At 60.0% G+C, this 21,022-nt stretch carries 15 protein-coding genes and 1 pseudogene; 6 read left to right on the top strand and 10 right to left on the bottom strand.

Annotated features, from left to right (window positions below):
- Window positions 1-328 precede the first annotated feature (328 nt).
- Together ccoG and E4O98_RS23070 are read right to left on the bottom strand one after the other, a co-directional pair.
- Complete coding sequence (gene ccoG / locus E4O98_RS23075; RefSeq protein ID WP_032875737.1) at window positions 329-1,738, bottom strand: cytochrome c oxidase accessory protein CcoG; 1,410 nt, start codon at window positions 1,736-1,738, stop codon at window positions 329-331.
- A gap of 184 nt (window positions 1,739-1,922) precedes the next feature.
- A complete protein-coding gene (locus E4O98_RS23070) occupies window positions 1,923-2,162 on the bottom strand; it encodes a DUF3203 family protein (protein WP_005788559.1) in 240 nt (79 codons plus the stop codon).
- 118 nt (window positions 2,163-2,280) lie between these two features.
- On the opposite strand from E4O98_RS23070, the gene E4O98_RS23065 reads away from it, so the two are divergent.
- The gene (locus E4O98_RS23065; RefSeq protein ID WP_103734282.1) at window positions 2,281-2,772 is read left to right on the top strand and encodes an MgtC/SapB family protein; all 492 of its coding nucleotides are present in this window, start codon (window positions 2,281-2,283) and stop codon (window positions 2,770-2,772) included.
- A 10-nt stretch (window positions 2,773-2,782) separates the two neighbouring features.
- Here E4O98_RS23065 and E4O98_RS23060 read toward each other — a convergent pair whose 3' ends face one another.
- Window positions 2,783-3,790, bottom strand: coding sequence for a M10 family metallopeptidase C-terminal domain-containing protein (locus tag E4O98_RS23060; RefSeq protein ID WP_223018918.1), 1,008 nt, complete (start codon window positions 3,788-3,790; stop codon window positions 2,783-2,785).
- A gap of 188 nt (window positions 3,791-3,978) precedes the next feature.
- Window positions 3,979-4,137 (bottom strand): hypothetical protein, encoded by a 159-nt coding sequence (locus E4O98_RS23055; protein ID WP_164699486.1) that lies wholly within the window; start codon window positions 4,135-4,137, stop codon window positions 3,979-3,981.
- 204 nt (window positions 4,138-4,341) lie between these two features.
- Between E4O98_RS23055 and E4O98_RS23050 the strand changes: the two genes are divergently transcribed.
- The 4 genes and pseudogenes from E4O98_RS23050 to E4O98_RS23035 form a co-directional block, all read left to right on the top strand.
- Window positions 4,342-6,336 carry an alpha-1,4-glucan--maltose-1-phosphate maltosyltransferase gene (locus E4O98_RS23050; RefSeq protein ID WP_248136336.1) on the top strand — a complete coding sequence of 665 codons (1,995 nt, stop codon included), beginning with the start codon at window positions 4,342-4,344 and terminating at the stop codon, window positions 6,334-6,336.
- A 148-nt stretch (window positions 6,337-6,484) separates the two neighbouring features.
- A complete protein-coding gene (treS, locus tag E4O98_RS23045; protein ID WP_248136334.1) occupies window positions 6,485-9,832 on the top strand; it encodes a maltose alpha-D-glucosyltransferase in 3,348 nt (1,115 codons plus the stop codon).
- Window positions 9,829-12,066, top strand: a complete 2,238-nt coding sequence (gene glgB / locus E4O98_RS23040; protein ID WP_032875727.1) for a 1,4-alpha-glucan branching protein GlgB — start codon at window positions 9,829-9,831, stop codon at window positions 12,064-12,066. The genes treS and glgB overlap by 4 nt, the downstream gene beginning before the upstream one ends.
- A 51-nt stretch (window positions 12,067-12,117) precedes the next feature.
- Window positions 12,118-12,816 (top strand): annotated as a pseudogene (locus E4O98_RS23035) (GGDEF domain-containing protein); the annotation flags it as partial.
- A 45-nt stretch (window positions 12,817-12,861) separates the two neighbouring features.
- Here E4O98_RS23035 and E4O98_RS23030 read toward each other — a convergent pair.
- The 5 genes from E4O98_RS23030 to E4O98_RS23010 form a co-directional block, all read right to left on the bottom strand.
- Window positions 12,862-15,066, bottom strand: coding sequence for a GAF domain-containing protein (locus E4O98_RS23030; RefSeq protein WP_148854520.1), 2,205 nt, complete (start codon window positions 15,064-15,066; stop codon window positions 12,862-12,864).
- A 103-nt stretch (window positions 15,067-15,169) separates the two neighbouring features.
- Window positions 15,170-16,021 (bottom strand): CAP domain-containing protein, encoded by an 852-nt coding sequence (locus E4O98_RS23025; protein ID WP_005788547.1) that lies wholly within the window; start codon window positions 16,019-16,021, stop codon window positions 15,170-15,172.
- 81 nt (window positions 16,022-16,102) lie between these two features.
- A complete protein-coding gene (locus E4O98_RS23020) occupies window positions 16,103-17,428 on the bottom strand; it encodes an MFS transporter (protein ID WP_032875721.1) in 1,326 nt (441 codons plus the stop codon).
- 56 nt (window positions 17,429-17,484) lie between these two features.
- Window positions 17,485-18,678 carry an L-2-hydroxyglutarate oxidase gene (lhgO, locus tag E4O98_RS23015; RefSeq protein ID WP_032875718.1) on the bottom strand — a complete coding sequence of 398 codons (1,194 nt, stop codon included), beginning with the start codon at window positions 18,676-18,678 and terminating at the stop codon, window positions 17,485-17,487.
- 106 nt (window positions 18,679-18,784) lie between these two features.
- Entirely contained in the window at window positions 18,785-19,495 is a 711-nt protein-coding gene (locus E4O98_RS23010) for a FadR/GntR family transcriptional regulator (protein ID WP_078821451.1), read from the bottom strand.
- Window positions 19,496-19,683: 188 nt separating this feature from the next.
- Between E4O98_RS23010 and E4O98_RS23005 the strand changes: the two genes are divergently transcribed.
- Window positions 19,684-20,361, top strand: coding sequence for a GNAT family N-acetyltransferase (locus tag E4O98_RS23005; RefSeq protein ID WP_223018922.1), 678 nt, complete (start codon window positions 19,684-19,686; stop codon window positions 20,359-20,361).
- Here the strand turns inward: E4O98_RS23005 and E4O98_RS23000 are convergent.
- Window positions 20,351-20,953: a TetR/AcrR family transcriptional regulator gene (locus tag E4O98_RS23000; protein WP_005788542.1), complete on the bottom strand. Its 603-nt coding sequence runs from the start codon at window positions 20,951-20,953 to the stop codon at window positions 20,351-20,353. The genes E4O98_RS23005 and E4O98_RS23000 overlap by 11 nt on opposite strands.
- Between the last annotated feature and the right edge of the window lie 69 nt (window positions 20,954-21,022).

Here is a 21,022-nt window from a genome sequence, read left to right as displayed (position 1 = left end):
CAGGCAGCCGACACAGTTATACCGAGTACATATCCATTGCTGCGGTAACGGCCACTTATGGTTCCGCTCTTACAGCGGGTCACTTTCGAAAAGCCGGAATGCCGGCCCAGAATCCCTGTCGAATTCCGGCCAGCGTGGTTTGACGGGGCGCTTAAGATCAAAAACAGATCAAGATCAAGAGCGGCTCGCTTCGCATCGTAGTTACCGTCGGCTTCTACAACCTAAAAAATTGTGTAGATACCTATGTCCCGATGAGGGGGTGTCAGTAACCAAAACTGTTCTGACCCACCGCTATCGGGAGCAAGCCCCCTCCCACATTGGCGGATTGTCAGCGGTTCAACGGCGCGACGAAGCGACTGTCTGCGGCGCTGTAGATCCAGGGCTCATCCACATCTGTCACCTTGAAGCGCAGGCTCTGCGAGCTGCTCGCCGGCTTCTCGGCCAGCAGTGCCACTGACACCGGCATATCGACGATTTCTCCGGGCGCCAGGCTGATCCGGGTCTTGCCTTGCAACTGGAACCCGTCGGCATCCACCAGTTCCACCCGGTAGTCCTGGCGTTGCTGGGTCTTGTTGATGACCTTGAGGCTGTAGATGTTCTCGATCAAACCCTGGCTGTTTTCGCGAAACATGCCGCGGTCCTTGGTGACATCCAGCGACACCATCGGCCGTTCAATCAAGGCCACCACCAACGCGGCAATCATTACCAGCAGTACGGCACTGTAGCCGATCAGGCGTGGCCTGAGCAGATGAGTCTTGCCACCCTGCAGTTGGTGTTCACTGGTGTAGCTCACCAAACCCCGGGCATAGCCCATTTTGTCCATGATCGAGTCGCAGGCATCAATGCAGGCCGCACAGCCGATACATTCCATTTGCAGGCCGTCGCGGATATCGATGCCGGTAGGGCAAACCTGCACGCACAGCTGGCAATCAATGCAATCACCAAGCCCTGCATCGGCTGGCTGCACTTCGCGTTTGCGCGGGCCACGGCGTTCGCCGCGGGCGGTATCGTAGGAAATGGTCAGGGTGTCTTTATCAAACATTACGCTTTGGAATCGCGCATACGGGCACATATGCATGCACACCGCTTCGCGTAACCAGCCGGCATTGATGTAGGTAGCGCCCGTGAAAAACAGCACCCAGAACAAGCTCACCCCGCCGATTTGCCAGGTCAGCAGTTCGACGGCGAGAGGGCGGATGGGCGTGAAGTAGCCGACAAAGGTCAGCCCGGTCAGCACGCTGATGCCCAGCCACAGCGTATGTTTGGCTGAGCGTCGCGCGAGTTTGTTCAGGCTCCACGGGGCCGCCTGCAGCTTGATACGCTGGTTGCGCTCGCCCTCGGTGATCTTTTCACACCACATGAACAGCCACGTGAACGAGCTTTGCGGGCAGGTATAACCGCACCAGACGCGGCCGGCAAACACCGTGATCGCAAACAGGCCGAAGGCACAGATGATCAGCAGCGCCGAGAGCAGGATAAAGTCCTGCGGCCAGAAGGTGGCGCCGAAAATGTGGAACTTGCTGTGCGCCAGGTCCCACAGCACGGCCTGGCGCCCACCCCAGTTCAGCCATACGGTGCCGAAAAAGGCCAGGAACAGCAAAGCCGCTCCACTGACACGCAAGGTGCGGAACAGGCCGGTAAAGCTGCGGGTATGGATCAGGTTATCGCTGGATTTGGCCTTCACCTTCTTTGGGTGTATGGGCTCAAAGGTTTCCACGGTTGGGATTCGTTCGCTCATGGTCGTTCGCTCATCAGCCTCCATCAGGCCAATGCACTATGGGCGACAGGCTGTTTGCATAACAGACTCAGGTATGGCGATATAAAGCGGATCAGATGGGCTGGATGTACCCATCTGCGTCAATGTGCTGCACCCCAGCGTCAATAAGGTGCAGCGATCGATCGAAGGGGCTGACGCAGATCAATTAAATCACCGAACCCGGTTCGTCGGCCTTCACATGCTGACGGCCATCGGTGGCGCCTTCAACCGTCAGGGCGTCCGCCTCGGCTTCGGTGATGTAGATGCGAGAACCCGCCAATTCCAGATAAGACATGGCTTTGTCGTGATCGGTAAGGATGGTCACCCGGGTGGCGGGCAGGCTTTGTTCCTGGCCGTTTTCGTCGAGCGTGAAGTAGCACAGATGATTTTCGATGCGTACGGTCATGACGATCTCCGTTTTGTGAACTGTGCAGCGTTAGGCGACTGCCATGCGCACGGGTTCCGGGCAACTGACTGGCGGTCTGTGCGGTCTATTCTTTACTCATAATAAAAGGAGCGCATCCATGGACGTCTGGTGGCAACAAGTGTGGCAAACCCTGCAAGCCGAGTTCGCCGACATCACCGATGCCCGGCAACTCACTCAAGTGACTGTGCGCCTGCTGATCGCTGCGATCCTGGGTGGCATCCTGGGTTTTGAGCGTGAACACAAGGGCAAGGCGGCGGGCGTGCGCACTCATATGCTGGTGGCGCTTGGCGCGGCGCTGTTCGTGCTGGTGCCGCAGATGTCCGGCAACCAGGCAGACGCCATGAGCCGGGTGGTTCAAGGGGTGATTGCGGGCATCGGCTTCCTTGGCGCCGGCACTATCCTCAAGGGCAAGGAAGATGAAGAGGGCCAGCATGTGAAGGGCCTGACCACGGCTGCCGGGTTGTGGATGACCGCCGCCATCGGGGTGGCGGCGGGCATGGGGCGTGAATCGACGGCGGTACTCAGTACGTTGCTGGCCCTGGCGGTGTTCAGCATCATGCCGAGAATCGTCAAGTTAGTGGAAAAGTGATACCCAGCCATCAGGTCACGATGTTGCTTTGGCGCACCTCACCAAACACCTTCAGTACGAAGGGTGGCTTGCCTGGAGCATCAGCAATGACTACCACGCTGACATTTTTATTGGGCGAATATTGAATCTGTATCTCCCCGATCGACTCTGGGCGGCGCTCAACCCATCGCAGCGGGGTGTTCAACTGTTTCTGAATGCCGGTCAGGTTCAGTTTGTCTTGGGATTTGAAATTCCGGATCTCTTGAGGAGACTCGAGTGTGGATTCACTGGCAGAGCGGAAGCTGTAGGTTGCAGAGCTGTCGTGGCCAGTGTCGGAGGCCGATGGCGGTGGCGTGGCATCTGCTTGTGACGCGTCGAGCTTTTCCTTGGCCAGCGAATCGCAGGTATTGCTTAAGGTTTTATAGGTCGAGTCCATCCTGGAATAGTGTTGTTTGATTTTGGCTAACTCTGCGAGTGAGTTATCGAGACGGCCAAAAGAGCTCGAGGCGTCGCCGTCAAATGCCCCGAGCAGGGCCTCGATATTTTTAAAGGCGAATTTATTCATTACCTCTTCTGTTGTTTTGTGCTTGGCTGAGTTCAGGTTCCTGGCACCGGCATTGAGCACGACGCTCATCTCTTCAAATTTTTTGCGGTTCGCTTTGGCGTCGGGCCCACGTAACGCTGCGCGCCTGTTTTCTGGCTGAAAAATCCATTCGAGTTCGGACTTGATTGCACGAGATTGGGCAGAGTCCGGATTGCCCTGTAGCGCGTTGATTGTTTCCGGGGTCAATAGTGTATGAGTATCGCTCACGCGTTTCGTCGCGTCTGCGTGTTGCTCAGGAGAGGTCTGATTGGAACGCGTGTCAGGCGATTGCTGTGCACGGTCCGGTGCCTTGGGCGTAACGGACCAGTTCGGGCCAGCGTTGAGCAACGCGTCCACCTGCTGCTGTGTGGGCCGGCCCTGAGCTTGGGCGCCGCTGGAGTGTCCAGGTGGCGATGGCTGCGTGCGGGAAAAGTGCTGAGGGTTGATAGTCGACATGGTGTCCTCGCGATAGGATCAGAACTTCCCATCGGAAGATGGGTTGAGTGCGAGGTAAATATATAAACCTGCAGTCACGCGAGCATTCAGGCTTGTTCCCAGTGTCTGTAGGAGAGTTCGATTTTTTGCGGCTCGCTCGAGTTGAAGAACAGCCTGGCCCCTCCCGAGCGAACCTCCATCATTGTGACTCAGACGATGACCGGCGGCGTGGTCGTGGGCGGTTCTTGCGCTGCGGGTGGCTCATCTTCAGGGGGTTCCTGCTTTGGCGCTGGCGTCGGCTCCGAAGGCGGCAAGGGCGGGGCATCGATATTCGGATCTTCGGGTTCAGGGGGTATTGGGATATTCATCAGTGTGGCCTCCTTTGTGCTTGGCTCTATGGGTGGACCATTGCCTTGGGGAATTGATTCCCCGCCCGGCGGCCACATATCCACCTGAACTTTTGCCGCGCGCCCAGGCTCGGACTTTAAACGGCTCTGCTCAGGGAGAGCGTCGCCGTACTTGAATTCGGATCAAGCAAAGAGCGTCCACGGGGCGTAAGGGGAAGATGCTCGATGACTGCTGAAATACTGGCTCCAGAGGGCTGCGCACTGCCGTTGTCGCAAGCGCTGTTGTTACCCAGGATCGCTATCGAAAGCACCATGCCGGTGATCGACAAGGGGGAATTTGCCGTCAAGGCCGTGGTCGGCCAGCGCGTCAATGTCACCAGTAAAGTGTTCGCCGATGGCCACGACAAACTGGCGGTGCTGATCCGCTGGCACGCGCTGGAGGATGAAAGCTGGCACAGCGTGGTCATGACCGATGTCGGTAACAATGGCTGGGAGGGCGCGTTCACTGTCGCCCACCTCGGCCCGCATGAATACTGCATCGAGGCATGGATCGATACCTTCGCCAGCTTCTGCTATGAACTGCGCAAGAAACACGAGGCCGGGGTGCCGGTCAGCCTTGAATTGCAGGAGGGCCGTAGCCTGGTGTTGCAGGCCGCCGAGCGCAGTGACAACGAATTGCGCGACCGCTTGATGTTGCTGCACCACGAATTGTCGGGCCTGCTGGAAACCGAGCAGGTGGCGTTGTTCCTGCACGAAGACAGTGCACACCTGATGACCCAGGCCGATCATCGCGCTTATCTGAGCATCAGCCCCGCCTACCCGATTGACGTAGAGCGTGAGGCGGCGCAGTTCGCCAGTTGGTATGAGCTGTTTCCCCGCTCGATCACCGACGATCCGGACCGCCACGGCACATTCAATGACGTGCACTCGCGCTTGTCGATGATCCACGACATGGGCTTTGACGTGCTGTACTTCCCGCCGATCCATCCCATCGGCCGCAGCCATCGCAAGGGTAAGAACAACTCACTCACCGCCGGCCCCGATGATCCGGGCAGCCCCTATGCCATCGGCAGCGAGGAGGGCGGGCACGAGGCGATTCACCCGCAACTGGGCAGTCGTGAGGATTTCCGTCGCCTGGTCAAAGCCGCTGCCGACCACGGCCTGGAAATTGCGCTGGACTTTGCCATCCAATGCTCCCAGGACCATCCGTGGCTTGAACAGCACCCTGGCTGGTTCAACTGGCGCCCCGATGGCACGATTAAATACGCAGAGAACCCGCCGAAAAAGTACCAGGACATCGTTAACGTCGATTTCTATGCGGCGGATGCGATTCCGGGCTTATGGACAGAGCTGCGCGATATTGTGGTGGGTTGGGTGGAAGAGGGCGTGAAGACCTTTCGCGTCGACAACCCCCACACCAAGCCGCTGCCATTCTGGCAATGGCTGATCAGTGATGTCAGGTCCAGATACCCTGAGGTGATCTTCCTCGCCGAGGCCTTTACGACTCCGGCGATGATGGCGCGCCTGGGCAAGGTCGGCTACTCCCAGAGCTACACCTACTTCACCTGGCGCAATACCAAGGCCGAGTTGAGCGAGTACCTGACGCAATTGAACCAGTCGCCGTGGCGCGAATGCTACCGGCCGAACTTCTTCGTCAATACACCTGATATCAACCCAGGCTTTTTGCACCAGTCCGGGCGCGCCGGCTTCTTGATTCGTGCCGCGCTGGCGGCCATGGGCTCGGGCCTGTGGGGCATGTATTCAGGCTTTGAACTGTGCGAAGCCGCGCCAGTGCCGGGCAAGGAGGAATACCTGGATTCGGAGAAGTACGAAATCCGCCCGCGGGACTTCACCGCCCCCGGGAACATCATTGCCGAGATCGCCCAACTCAACCGTATCCGTCGGCAGAACCCGGCCCTGCACACACACCTGGGGCTCAAGCTCTACAACGCCTGGAACGACAACATCCTGTATTTCGGCAAGCGCAGCGAAGATGGCAGCAACTTCATTCTGGTGGCAGTCAACCTCGACCCCTTTAACGCTCAGGAAGCCCATTTTGAACTACCGCTGTGGGAGCTGGGCCTGCCGGATGACGCCCAGACCCAGGGTGAAGACTTGATGAACGGCCACCGTTGGACCTGGTACGGCAAGACCCAATGGACACGGCTTGAACCGCAGATGCCCTTTGGAATCTGGCGCATCACCCATTCCCCAGGCTGATGGAGTTCCCCTGTGGGAGCTGGCCTGCCTGCGATAGCGATTTGTCAGCCACCATTTCAGGTACTGACAGACCGTTATCGCAGGCAAGCCAGCTCCCACACTGGATCGCATTCCGTCTGCAGAACTTTAGTGTTTTCAGGAGTTCCCGATGGCGAAGAAACCCAAGACAGCCACCTTCATCAAAGACCCGCTCTGGTACAAGGACGCGGTGATTTACCAGGTTCACGTCAAATCCTACTTTGACTCCAACAATGATGGCATCGGTGACTTCCCCGGGCTGATTGCCAAGCTCGACTATATTGCCGACCTTGGCGTGAACACCATCTGGCTATTGCCGTTCTACCCCTCGCCACGTCGCGATGACGGCTACGATATTGCCGAATACCGTGGAGTGCACAGCGACTACGGGACCATGGCCGATGCCAAACGCTTCATCGCCGAGGCGCATAAACGCGGGCTGCGGGTAATTACCGAGCTGGTGATCAACCACACATCCGACCAGCACCCCTGGTTCCAGCGTGCGCGCAAGGCCAAGCCGGGTTCGGCCGCGCGGGACTTCTACGTGTGGTCGGACGATGACCAGAAGTACGACGGCACGCGCATCATTTTTCTCGATACCGAAAAATCCAACTGGACCTGGGACCCGGTCGCCGGCCAGTACTTCTGGCACCGCTTCTACTCCCACCAGCCCGACCTCAACTTCGATAACCCGCAAGTCATGAAGGCCGTACTGTCGGTGATGCGCTATTGGCTGGACCTGGGCATTGACGGCCTGCGTCTGGACGCCATCCCCTACCTGATCGAACGCGACGGCACCAACAACGAAAACCTGGCTGAAACCCACGACGTCCTCAAGCAGATTCGCGCCGAAATCGATGCCCATTATCCCGACCGAATGCTGCTGGCCGAAGCTAACCAATGGCCCGAAGACACGCAGCTGTATTTCGGTGAGCGCAAAGGCGATGACGGCGATGAATGCCATATGGCCTTCCACTTCCCGCTGATGCCGCGCATGTATATGGCGCTGGCCCAGGAAGACCGCTTTCCCATCACCGATATTCTGCGCCAGACCCCGGAGATTCCCGCCAATTGCCAATGGGCGATCTTCCTGCGCAACCATGATGAGCTGACCCTGGAGATGGTCACCGACAAAGAACGAGACTACCTGTGGAACTACTACGCCGCAGACCGCCGCGCCCGAATCAACCTGGGTATTCGTCGACGCCTGGCGCCGCTGATGGAGCGTGATCGTCGCCGTGTCGAGTTGCTCAACAGCCTGTTGTTGTCGATGCCGGGCACACCGACTTTGTATTACGGCGATGAGATCGGCATGGGTGACAACATCTACTTGGGCGACCGCGACGGTGTGCGTACGCCTATGCAGTGGTCTATCGACCGCAATGGCGGCTTCTCCCGTGCCAACCCGGCCAGCCTTGTATTGCCGCCGATCATGGACCCGCAATACGGTTATCAATCGGTCAACGTCGAGACCCAGGCCCAGGACCCGCATTCGTTGCTGAACTGGACCCGGCGCATGCTCGCGGTGCGCAAGCAGTCCAATGCCTTTGGCCGTGGCAGCCTGAAAATGCTCTCGCCGACCAATCGGCGCATCCTGGCTTACACCCGTGAATACACGGGGGAAGACGGCCACACCGAAATCATCCTGTGCGTGGCCAATGTGTCGCGCAGCGCCCAGGCGGCGGAGCTGGACTTGTCTGCCTTCGCCGGCATGGTGCCGGTGGAGATGCTCGGCGGTAATGCCTTTCCACCGATTGGCCAGCTGAATTTCCTGCTGACCCTGGCGCCCTATGGCTTTTATTGGTTTGTGCTGGCGACGGAAAACCAGATGCCAAGCTGGCATGTGGAACCGGCGCAGAGCATGCCCGACTTCACCACTCTGGTACTGAAAAAACGCATGGAAGAATTACTCGAAGAGCCTTGCCGCACCAGCCTGGAACAAACCTCATTGCCAGCCTGGTTGCCCAAACGTCGCTGGTTTGCCGGCAAAGACACGGCGATCGACAGCGTGCGCATCGCTTACGGCGTACGTTTTGGCGACCCACAGCACCCGGTATTGCTCAGTGAAGTCGAGGTCAGCAGCGGCGGTCAGGTCAGCCGTTATCAACTGCCGTTGGGCTTTCTTGGCGAAGATCAGGTGAGCAGCGCCTTGCCCCAGCAATTGGCCCTGGCCCGGGTGCGACGTACCCGCCAGGTAGGGTTGGTGACCGATGCCTTCAGCCTTGAGCCTTTCATCCGTGAAGTCATCCAGGCCATGCAGGCAGGGACCGTGCTCAACTCCAGTGAGGGCGATCTGCGGTTTGAGGCGACCGGACACCTGGCCGGGCTGCAACTGACTCACGAATCGCCGGTGCGTTACTTGTCTGCCGAGCAGTCCAACAGTTCGGTGGTGGTGGGCGAAAGCCTGGTGCTCAAGCTGATTCGCAAAGTCAGCGCCGGGGTACACCCGGAGCTGGAAATGAGCGCCTACCTGACCGCCGCCGGCTACCCGAATATCTCGCCTTTGCTGGGCTTTATGAGCCGCCGCGACGCGCAGGGGCAGGACAACCTGCTGATGATTGCCCAGGGCTACCTGAGCAACCAGGGCGATGCCTGGAGCTGGACCCAGAACAACCTGGAACGGGCGATCCGTGACGAGTTGGCCGAGGCCATTTCTGAACAGGAGCAGCACTACAACGCTCTTGGCGAACTGGCGGATTTCGCCGCCGCGCTCGGCCAGCGCCTGGGGGAAATGCATGGGGTGCTGGGTGCGCCAACGGATGACAAGGACTTCAAACCGCAAATCACTACCGCCAAGGATACTCAGGCCTGGGCCAAGGATGTCGGCGCGCAGATCGAGCGTGCGCTGCAATTGCTCAAGCTTCATCAAAGCCAGTTGAACCCCGCTGACCAGGCGTTGGTCAGTGAGTTACTGGTACACAAAAAAGCCATCGCCGGGCATGTCCAGGCGTTGGCGAAGGCCACGGTCGGCGGGCTGCGGATTCGTGTCCACGGTGACTTGCACCTGGGCCAGGTGCTGGTGGTCAAGGGCGATGCGTACCTGATCGACTTTGAAGGGGAACCTGCGCGGCCGTTGCATGAGCGGCGCGGCAAGCACAGCCCCTATAAAGATGTGAGCGGAGTGCTGCGCTCCTTTGACTACGCGGCGGCCATGGCCCTGAATGTGCAAGCAGTGGATCAGACACCGCAAGCCAACACTGCGCGCAAGCGCGTCACCGATCGCTATCTGAGTGAAGCCCGCGAGGCATTTACTCAGGCTTATCAGACGGCGACGTCTACACTGGCGCATGATTGGCAGGATGCCAACGGCCAGGACGCAGCGCTGACGTTGTTCAGCCTGGAAAAGGCCGCGTACGAAGTGGCCTACGAAGCGGAAAATCGCCCGACCTGGTTGCCGGTGCCCTTGCAAGGGCTGCATGGCTTGCTGAGCGGGCTTACACCTAAATCGAAACCTGTACGCGGTGGGGAGACGTCATGAGTTTTACACATAAAGAACCGCTGCAGCCCAAGTTGACTGCATTGCCGGCGTCCAAGGACGTCGAAGCGCTGGTACGCGCCGAACACCCGGATCCGTTCTCGATCCTGGGCCCGCATGACGACGAGCAGGGCGGGCAGTTTATTCGCGCCTTTCTGCCAGAGGCGCTCAGCGTTCAGGTACTCAGCCGGGATGGCGGTGAAGTGCTGGGCAGCCTCGAGGCAACCCAGGTGCCAGGCTTGTTTGTCGGGCAGTTCAGCACGCGCCAGCCGTACCTGTTGAAAATCCAGTGGGCGGGCGGTGAACAGATTACCGAAGACCCCTACAGCTTCAGTCAATTGCTGTTGGGGGAAATGGACCTTTACCTGTTTGCCGAAGGCAATCACCGCGACCTGGGCAGTTGCCTGGGGGCCCAGGTGACCAGTGTCGATGGCGTGCAAGGTGTGCGCTTTGCGGTGTGGGCACCGAATGCGCGGCGGGTTTCGGTAGTGGGCGATTTCAATATCTGGGACGGTCGCCGCCATCCGATGCGCCTGCGTCATCCCTCCGGCGTGTGGGAGATTTTTATCCCGCGTTTGCAGCCGGGCGCTGCCTACAAATACGAAATCCTCGGGGCTCATGGGATCCTGCCGCTCAAGGCCGACCCGGTGGCGCTGGCCACTCAACTGCCGCCCGATACGGCCTCCAAGGTCGCCGCACCGTTGCAGGTGGACTGGCAAGACCATGAGTGGATGCAAGCCCGGGGTGACAAGCAGAAATCCACGGCGCCGTTGTCGATCTACGAGCTGCACGTGGGCTCCTGGCAGTGCGAGCTGGACGAGACCGGCGAGGTCGCCCGTCAATACGGCTGGCGTGAACTGGCGGAGCGCTTGATCCCCTACGTGCAGCAACTGGGCTTCACCCATATCGAGCTGATGCCGATCATGGAGCACCCCTTTGGTGGTTCCTGGGGCTATCAGGCTTTGTCGCAATTCGCCCCGAGTGCACGCTTTGGATCGCCCGAGGATTTCGCCTGGTTCGTCAATGCCTGTCACCAGGCGGATATCGGCGTGATTCTCGATTGGGTGCCGGCGCATTTCCCCACCGATACCCACGGCCTGGCGCAGTTCGACGGCACAGCGCTGTACGAGTATGCCAACCCGCTGGAGGGCTTTCACCAGGACTGGGACACGCTGATCTACAACCTGGGCCGTACGGAAGTGCACGGCTTCATGCTGGCCTCGGCCCTGCACTGGCTCAAGCATTTTCATGTGGATGGGCTACGGGTGGATGCGGTGGCTTCGATGTTGTACCGCGATTATTCGCGCAAGGCCGGCGAGTGGGTGCCCAACCGCCATGGCGGGCGCGAGAACCTGGAAGCCATCGATTTTCTGCGGCATTTGAACGACGTGGTCGCCCTTGAAGCGCCCGGCGCGCTGGTGATCGCCGAGGAATCGACGGCATGGCCGGGGGTCAGCCAGCCTACCCAGCAAGGTGGCCTGGGGTTCAATTACAAGTGGAACATGGGCTGGATGCATGACTCGCTGCACTACATCCAGCAAGACCCGGTCTACCGTGCCCATCATCACAACGAGCTGAGCTTCGGCCTGGTATATGCCTGGTCCGAGCGGTTTATCTTGCCGATCTCACACGACGAAGTGGTGCACGGCAAGCACTCGCTGATCGACAAGATGCCGGGAGATCGCTGGCAGAAGTTTGCCAATCTGCGCGCCTATCTGAGTTTCATGTGGATGCACCCGGGCAAGAAGCTGTTGTTCATGGGCTGCGAATTTGGCCAGTGGCGCGAATGGAACCACGACCAGCAACTGGACTGGTATCTGCTGCAATACCCTGAGCACCGTGGTGTGCAGAAGCTGGTGGGCGATTTGAACCGCCTGTACCGCGAGGAGCCGGCGCTGCATGAACAGGATGATGCGCCCCAAGGCTTCCAGTGGCTGATTGGCGATGATGCGATCAATAGTGTTTACGCCTGGCTGCGCTGGAGCAAGGACGGCCGGCCGGTGCTGGTGGTTGCTAACTTCACCCCGGTGCCGCGTGAAGGCTATGCGGTTGGGGTGCCGTTCGGCGGGCGTTGGAGTGAGGTGATCAACAGTGATGCGGACACTTACGCCGGTTCCAACTTTGGCAATGGGGGAGAGGTGTTCACCCAGGATGAGCCGCGTCATGGGCAACCGGTGTCGCTGTCGTTGAACCTGCCGCCGCTGGGTGTGTTGATTCTGCGTCCGCAGGAGCTGTAAGGGCGCTGGATTGGCTGATGCAGTTGTTCCCGATACTGGCAGGGTGCCACAATGGCGCCTTTGCCGTCGCAATCGACACAGGCGCATTGCATGAACAGCCTTGGACATGGGCAAGATCAGGATCCCATCATCGAGCAGCAAGTGCGAACCGACCGGTTGCACCAACTGTTTCGCCAGTCGTTCTCGGCCGTCTTCGGCAGTTATCTGGGGGCCGCCATGCTTTGCTGGCTGTGCTGGGATCGCTTCGATCATCGGATCATTCTGGTATGGCTGGTGCTGCTGGGTTGCTCGTCACTGCTGCGCCTGCACATGTTCGTGCAGTGGTTTCGCTGCCCCGACAGCAAGCGCACCCCAAAGCGTTGGGAGGTGCGTTACTGGATCACGCTGATGTTGTCGGCGGGCATCTGGGGAGGTGGGGCGCTGGCGGTGATGCCGGTTGATGACCGAGTGTCCCAGGTACTGGTGATGCTCTTTACCGTAGGGATGTCAGTCAGTGCGGTGTCCTGCTACTCGGCCTATCGCTACATGACCCTGAGTTCGATGGCGTTGGTACTGTTGCCCTGTACGCTGTGGCTGTTGTTCCAGCCGGCGCCGATGCAAGTGGGTGTGGCCCTGGCGGTGCTGGTGTTTTCATCTTTTGTGGTGACGGCCACCTGCAAACTGTCCGATGCGCTGGAAAAAGCCTTCCGCCTGACTCGGCAAATGGAGCGTACACACCGTCTTTCAACCCGCGCGGCCCAAACCGATGAGCGCGACGGGTTTGAAGACCTGCACCGCTAAGGCTCAAGGTCTTGATCAGGTGGCTGTAGCGGTCTGATCCTTGGACATCGCCCTCACCAACGCCCTGGCGACCTGTTCGGCGGAGTAGGGTTTGGCGAGGAACTCAAACCCCTCATAACCGCTGTCCGCCAGCTCTTCGCTGTAGCCTGAGACAAGTACCACCGGCAGGTCCAGACGCCGCTCACGCAGCAGTCTGGCCATCGCAACGCCGGTCATCCCCGGCATGACCACATCCGAAAAAATCGCGTCGAAAGCTCGGGCGTCGTTGCCAGCGAGGGCCAGTGCCTGCTCGGCATTGGTCGCCCAAGTGGTCTTGTAGCCCAGGTCCTTGAGGATCTGGCTGGCGAAACGTCCCACTTCCAGGTTGTCTTCCACGATCAGAACATGCCGTTGGGCAGCCTCCTGCGGCGGTACAAGTTGCTCCTGTTCGTCCTGCTGCGGGGCGGGTTCGCCTTCCACTTGGGGCAAATACAAGGTGAACACAGTGCCCTGGCCGAGGGTACTTGCCACATCGATGTTGCCGCCCGACTGTTTGGCAAAGCCGAAGACTTGCGACAGGCCCAGCCCGGTGCCTTTGCCAACGGCCTTGGTGGTGAAGAACGGCTCGAAGATACGGTCGATGGTGTCGCCGGCAATACCGGTGCCGGTGTCGGTCAGAGAGATGCTGATGTACGGCAGGCGCGACTCGGCGTCACCGCGGATGCGCGGCAGCGCTTGCTGTGTGGCGACCTTGAGGGTCAGGATGCCCTGGCCGTCCATTGCGTCGCGAGCATTGAGTGCGATGTTGAGCAGCGCGGTTTCGAGTTGGCTGGGGTCAATGCGTGCGTAGCACGGCTGATCGGGCAACTGCACCTGTACATGAATGCGGGCGCCGGTGACACTTTCAAGCATCTCGCCGATGTTGCGTACCCGCTGGCTGACATCCAATACCTGCGGGTTCAACGGCTGGCGACGGGCGAAGGCAAGCAATTGGCTGGTGAGTTTACTGGCCCGCTCCACCGTGTCGGAGACGACGCTCATGTAGCGCTGGCGACGCTCTTGCGACAAGTTCGGTTGGCGCAGGAAGTCCACTGACGAGCGAATGATGGTCAGCAGGTTGTTGAAGTCATGGGCGACGCCGCCGGTCAGTTGGCCGATGGCTTCAAGCTTCTGTGACTGGCGCAGCGCGGCCTCGGCCTGGGCCAGCGCGAGGGTGCGTTCTTCCACGCGCTGCTCCAGTGTGGCGTTGAGTTCGGTGTAGGCCGCCAAACCCTCGCGTACGGCGGCATCGGCGCGCACGCGCTCGATGTGCGCCCAGGACCGTTCGGTCACTTCACCCAACAACGCCAGATCGTAGGGCGACCAGTAGCGGGGCTGTTTGTCATGCACGGCCATCAGCGCCGTGAGACGTCCATCCTTGATCAGCGGCACGCAGATGGTAGCCGTGACGCCCAGCGCCTGGAAGGTTGCCGACTCATCGGCGGGCAGTTCGATCAGGTTATCGCGGATCACCAGGGGCTGACCGGCACGCAGAGCCCTCACCGCGCGTTCGCCGAACGCCGCCAGGCTGTAGTGTCCGATGATGCTGGGTGAGCCCTGCGCCGCCCAGTCGCCACGGATAGTGAAGCCATCTTCATCCTCATCCATATCGGCATAGGCGCAAATCGACACTTGCAGGTGTTGCGCCAGCAGTTGGGTGGTCGATGTCATGATGGCTTCGGCGTCGGTGGCGCTGGCCACGGCGTTGCCGATGGCATCCAGCACCGCCAGGCGACGGGCGAGGAATACGGTGGAGGTGGTCTCGGTCACCGTATCGAGCATGCCCACCACGTTGCCTCGGGAGTCGCGGATAGGGCTGTAGCAAAAAGTGAAATACGCCTGTTCCGGCGCGCCATTGCGCTTGAGCATCAGCGGGAAGTTTTCAATATAGGTGGCATGACCGTCGAACGCCGCGCTGGCGATGGGGCTTATCTCGCTCCAGGCCTCGTGCCACACCTCGCTGAAAGGGCGGCCCAGTGCCTCCGGCTTGTTGCCCAGAATCGGCCGGAATGCATCGTTGTAGAGCGTAATCAACTCAGGCCCCCAAACAATGGCCTGGGGAAACCTGGAAGCGAAGCACAGCGCGACGGTTGTCTTCAATACATCGGACCACTGCTCCAGCGGGCCGAGGGGCGTACTGGCCCAATCATGCTGGCGGACCCGCTCGGCCATGTCGCTGTTGCCTTGCAGCCAATTCATCATGGGGTCAACACCTTATCTACCGCGGTTCGACTATTGCCTGAAACGTCAGGTTGCCAAGCAACAGACCTGAATGACTGCTCCCAGTTCAGCGCGAATATCCAGGTTATTGAGCGGCGAATACACCTGTCCAATAGATGCCCGCATCGCTTTTTGGGTCCATCGCGTAGGCCGCGCCCAATTCGCGAAATTGCGGGTTCATCAGGTTGGCGCAATGGCCGGGGCTGGCGAGCCAACCGTCCACGACTTTGCGTGGGGTATCGAGGCCGGCAGCGATGTTTTCGCCGATGTTCTTTGCGATATACCCGGCCAGTTCGGCGCGGTCACCGGGAGTACGACCGTCGTGGTCCAGGTGGTCGAAGAAGTTGCCGTTGGCCATGTTGCGCGTGTGGCTGTTGGCCGCGCTGGCCAGGGTGTCGTTCCACGACAGCGGCGTGGTCGCGCTGAACGCCTGGGTGCCGCATTGATGTGGTTCGGCGCGCGCAGCGTTGACCAGGTTCAGCAGTTGCTTGCCTTCGGTCTGCCAGTCGCCCAGGCCACTGGTCAGCAGCGGGCGGGCCAGCACGATGCGCCAATCCTGGCCGCTGTTGCTGACGCCGATGTCGACATATTGCGGGTCCAGTACGACCCGACAGAAGCTTTCGCGCACTGCTTTCATGGCGGCGTCGGCATCCTTGGGCCCGGACAGGCTGATGGCCTGCACGTTGACCATAGGGTACGCAGCCCGCGCCAGCGACTGCTGCAAGTCGCCGACATTGGAGGCCGGCAGCACCAGCCGTGTGTCGCTGGTCAGCGGTGGCAGTTCCTGTGAACCCTGGTCACCGCAGCGTTGCACCTGGCTGCGGTATTGGTTGATCTGTTGGACTAACTGACTTTCTTCATTCGCCATCGCGCTGGCGCAGAACACCGTAGTGGCGGCCAGCGTCGTAAGACCCATCATCAATGACAGAACGCGCATGGACGTTACCCTTGAGCTTGAAAGTGCCCATGATGCGCGATCCAGGTGCATCCATGCACCCGTTGGTCCGAACTTTTTTCTTCAGTTCTTGAATGTCGAGTGTTTTGCACCCTGATCGCAGAGGGCGAACACCACCACCAGCAGGGCGGAAATCGCGAGGATAACCACCACGCCATCGGTGGAATGAGTGGCCGAGGCCGCCACCATCGACAGCGCGCCCAGCGGTGCCAGGCCACCGGCAATCGCGGTGCCGATTTCGCGCCCGGTGCCGAAGCCCGATGAGCGCGTCTGGGTCGGGAATTGCCGGCTCAGGAACGAGCCCTGGGGCGCAAACATCATCGGCGCAAGGATACCGGTGCCCACACCGATGGCCAGATAGATCATCAGGCTTTCACCACTGTTGAGCAGGGCCAGGAACGGGTAGGCGAACAGCAGCGAGCACAGACCGCCGAGCATCAACACAATCTTGCTGCTCCACTTGTCGCACAGCCAGCCAAAGCAAGGCACGGCCACGATGGCCACCAGGCTGGCGATGGTCACCGACAGGGAGGTGACGTGTACATCCACACCTTTGAATTGGGTCAGGTACGCCAGGGAGAAGGTCTTGAAGATATAGCTCAGGGCGTTGTAGCCAATCGCGACAAAGAACACCACGGCGAGGCCCTTGAGGTCGTTCTTGAACAACGCTTTAAGGGGCGACGGCTTGGCCTTGGCTTTTTCCTTGCTCAGTTCCTCGAACTGCGGGGTTTCCGGAATGCTGTTACGCACCCACAGACCCACGCCCACCAGCACGATGCTGCAGATAAACGGGATGCGCCAACCGCCGGCCAGCAAGAACTCGTTACCGTTGATGGTCAGCAGGTAAATGGTCAGTGAGGACAGCAACAGGCCCAGGTTCAGCCCCAGTGCCGGCCAGGCACCTTGGCTGCCGCGCTTGCCATGGGAGGCGTGTTCGTAGGAAGTTACCGCGGCGCCCGACAGTTCAGCACCCGCGCCCAGCCCCTGGATGATGCGGATGAACACCAGCAGGATCGGCGCCCAGATACCAATGGAGGCATAGCTGGGGATCAGGCCGATCAGCGTGGTGCACACGCCCATCAGGCAGAAGGTCAGCACCAGCACCTGCTTGCGTCCGAACTTGTCACCCAGGTAGCCGAACAGAATGCCGCCGAAAGGGCGGGCGATAAAGCCGATGGCAAAGGTGGAAAAGGCCATCAGCGTGGCCGTTTTCGGGTCGCTGTTATCGAAGAAGATCTTCGAAAACACAATGGCCGCCATGGTGGCGTACAGGTAAAAGTCGTACCACTCCAGCATCGAGCCAAAGATGGTGGCGGCGGCCACTTTGCGCAGGCGCTTGCGGGTTTGTTCGGGCGTTTCGGTGCCGGGGATGGAGGCGGATGCCGACATGCTGGATTTCCTTCTGGTCTTTGTAGTTATTTTTGGGTGAACGGGCAGTACGGGTATTACTGAGGCTGGAACAGACGGTCGGCGATCATCGCGCCGATGGGCATGGCCGAGGTGGCGGCCGGTGAAGGTGCGTTGCACACGTGGAGCATTCGCGGGGTTTGGGCGAACAGGAAATCGTGTACCAGGCTGCCGTCGCGCATGACTGCCTGGGCACGGATACCGGCCTCGTAGGGCAGCAAGTCGTCGAGGGTCAGAGAAGGGCAGTACTTGCGGCACTGCTCCAGGTAGCCGGACTTGAACAAAGAGTTTTTCATCTCGGTGGTGCCGGAGCCGAGGTTCTGCCAGAGGGTTTTCCAGAAACCCGGGAAGCTGGCGTATTGCGCCACATCGCGCCAGTTCACCGAGAACTTGCGGTAGTTCTCGCGGCCCAGGCCCAGCACGGCATTCGGGCCGACGGTGACACTGCCGTCGATCATGCGTGTCAGGTGCACGCCGAGAAACGGCAACTGCGGGTCGGGGATCGGGTAGATCAGGTGGTTGACGATGTTGTTCTTTGCCGCCGGCAAGCGGAAGTACTCGCCGCGAAACGGGATGATCTGATGGTCGATACTGATCCCGGCCAGGCGAGCCAGGCGGTCCGATTGCAAACCGGCGCACACCACCAGGTGCCGCGCCTGCCAGGTTTCGCCCTGGGTATGGACCGTGACTTTATCGGTGTCTTCGTGGATCGCAGTGACCGTGCGTTCCAGGCAGATCTGCCCGTCGTTGCGGCGAATCACCTGGGCCATGGTCTCGCACACCTGGCGGTAATCGACAATGCCGGTGGCATCGAGAAACAAGCCGCCCAGGCCGACGATGTTTGGTTCACGCTCGCGCAGTTGCTCGGCATCCAGGCGCTCGACCTGCATACCGTTGAGCTGGGCGCGGGCGTGCAGGGCTTCCATGCGTTGCATTTCCAGGGGGCTGGAGGCCACCAGCAGCTTGCCGCACACCTCGAACTTGATCCCGTGTTCGCGGCAGAACTGCTTGGTGGCTTCGGCACCGCGCTTGCACAGGTCGGCCTTGAGGCTGCCGGGGGCGTAGTAAATACCGGCGTGGATCACGCCGCTGTTGTGGCCGGTCTGGTGCTTGGCCAGCACCGGCTCCTTTTCCAGGATAACCAGTGATGCGCCGGGTTGGCGCTTGAGCAGTTCCATGGCAGTGGCGAGGCCGACGATGCCGCCGCCGATAATGCAAAAGTCGTGAATCATTGCTGGGAGTACCTAAGGTTAGACATTTTGGTCTGCTTATCAGGTTGTCAGACTAATGTTTTTGTTAAAAAAATGGCGTGTCCGGGGACACGCTTTAAAAAGTCGATCAGTTGATGGGAGGCAGTTCCAGTTGCAAGCGCCGTGCGGATGCACGCAGATGGGCCTCTGCACTGGCAGCGGCGCGTTGGGCATCACCGTCGGCGATGGCCTGATAGAGCTGCTGGTGTTCCTGGGTCGCATCGGCCGAGCCGGTGGCGAAGCGCGAGGCAGAGTTTTCCCAGGCGGTCTTGCGTGCGCTCGCCAGCTGGCTTCTGAGGAAGTCATGGAAGGCCACGAAGTAGTCATTCTTGCTGGCGTCGGCAATGGCGCGGTGGAATTCCACATCGGCCAGGGCTGCGGCTTCAAAGTCGTCGCGATGGTCCTGCATGGCCTGCAAGGCGCTTTCCATGCGTTGCAGGTCGGCGGCGTCACGGCGCTGGGCGGCAATCGAGGCGGCTTGGGTTTCGATCCACAGGCGCACTTCGAACATCTGCGCCAGGTCAGGCCGTCGCCCATTTTGCTGCGGGAAACGGAACACCGTGCCGGCCGGGGTCTGCGAAATGAACGACCCCAACCCCCGGCGGGCGGTGAGAACACCGTCGGCCTTGAGCTGGGCAATGGCCTCGCGCACCACAGAGCGGCTGACGTTGAGCTGTTCAGCCAATTGCTGTTCGGTAGGCAGGCGCGACTCCGGAGCCAGTTGGCCGGATTCGATTTCTGCGCGAATGGCGCTGACAACCCGTACGACAAGCGAGTCGGGGCGCTGGAGCTCAAGCATGATGAAACCTTGGTAATCAGGTTGTCAGACAATAGTCGTTACGAATTTAGCTTGTCAATATGTGTCCAACACGATCAGTGCAGCAAGATAGGCGGCAAGGCCCGTTACCTGCGTTCACTGTGCGGGCCATGAGCGGCCTGCAACAGGTACAATCGCCGCTGCCTTGACGCGAAACTCCAGGAATTTGCATGTTCAGCCTTACCCGTTACACCACGCCGTGCCCCGAATCGGTCAATAGCCAGATCCTGCAGATGGTGGTGGACAACCTCACCGACATCAGCAGTGTCGCGCTGGCGCCAAGTAACTTGCTCTACAACATCTACCAGTACGCCATCGGGTTTGAGGTGCACTTGTACCTTGAGGCGTTGAATGGCGAGAAGGGCATCGCCGTCGAGCTGGTCGTGGCGATGCAGGACGAAACCGTTGTCGGTTTTTGCCTGTATCTGCCGGTCAAGAACGACCCTCAAGCCTGCGGCATTGCCTTTATGGCGGTGCAGGCCGGCTTTCGTCGCCAGGGCGTGGCGAAGCTAATGCTAGGCGATGTGCTGGCGCGCTATCCCCACGCCGAACTGGCCTGTGCGGTGGAGAAGGTCCCGGTATTCGAGGCCATGGGGTTTCAGGTGCGCGGCGCACGTGGCACCCAAGTGCTGATGAACACCCGGGACTACGGCACCGATGGCTTGATGGGGGTGTTGGATGTGGCAGCGATCTATCGTTCGCTGGAAGTGCGCCAGATTCATACCTACCTGCTGCAAAAGCACGGCAAGCGCGCCATGGTCGACGCTGAAAAACAGCGTGACCGGCATCTGGATCAGTTGACGCGCAAGGTGCAGCTGTACATCCAGCAGCGGTTTCCTACGATTTGACCCGCTGGACCATCCCCAGGATGGTCGCCAGCAATTCCTGCTGGGCCTCCTCACGGCTGATCTCGCCATTGGCTGCCGCATGAGACAGGGCTTCCGCCGCACCGAGCATAGCGCGCAAGCCGGCCTTGGAAACACCGCCGCCCGAGGCGAACGGTGACAGTGCGTTGGAGCACTTTTCCAGGAAGATCGCCTCATATTCGCGCTTGAGTACCGCCAGCTCCGGCGAGCCGCTCAGCGCGGCAATCACTCCGGGGATTTCCCGGCCCTGCAACAGCACGCAATCGACATACGCCGACGCGATCACCCATGCCCGGTCCTCTAGCGTCGCCTTACTGGTGTCGATGGCCTCGGTAAAGACCTGGTCCTGGCGCGCATCGAAATCGGCATACAACGCCGCCAGCAATCCCGCACGCGTGGTGAAGTGGTCGTAGACCACCGGCTTGGTCACACCTGCCAGCTCCGCCAGGCGGCCCAGGGTCAGGGCGTCGGTGCCTTCCTCGCGCACCAATTGCCACGCCACATCGAGTAATTGGCGCTGGCGATCTTCACGGGACAAGCGCCGACGTGGGGCAGGGGATTCACTGCTTGACATGTTTATATACCAAAAGTAACTTAAGGGGCGTAACTTACTAAACGTAGCTTAATCCTGTCAGGAGTTAAA

Source organism: Pseudomonas sp. W2Jun17 (genome assembly GCF_023127795.1).
GTDB lineage: Bacteria > Pseudomonadota > Gammaproteobacteria > Pseudomonadales > Pseudomonadaceae > Aquipseudomonas > Aquipseudomonas synxantha_A.
Note: the sequence above shows the minus strand (reverse complement) of the source record. Positions and strands in the feature narration are given on the sequence as shown.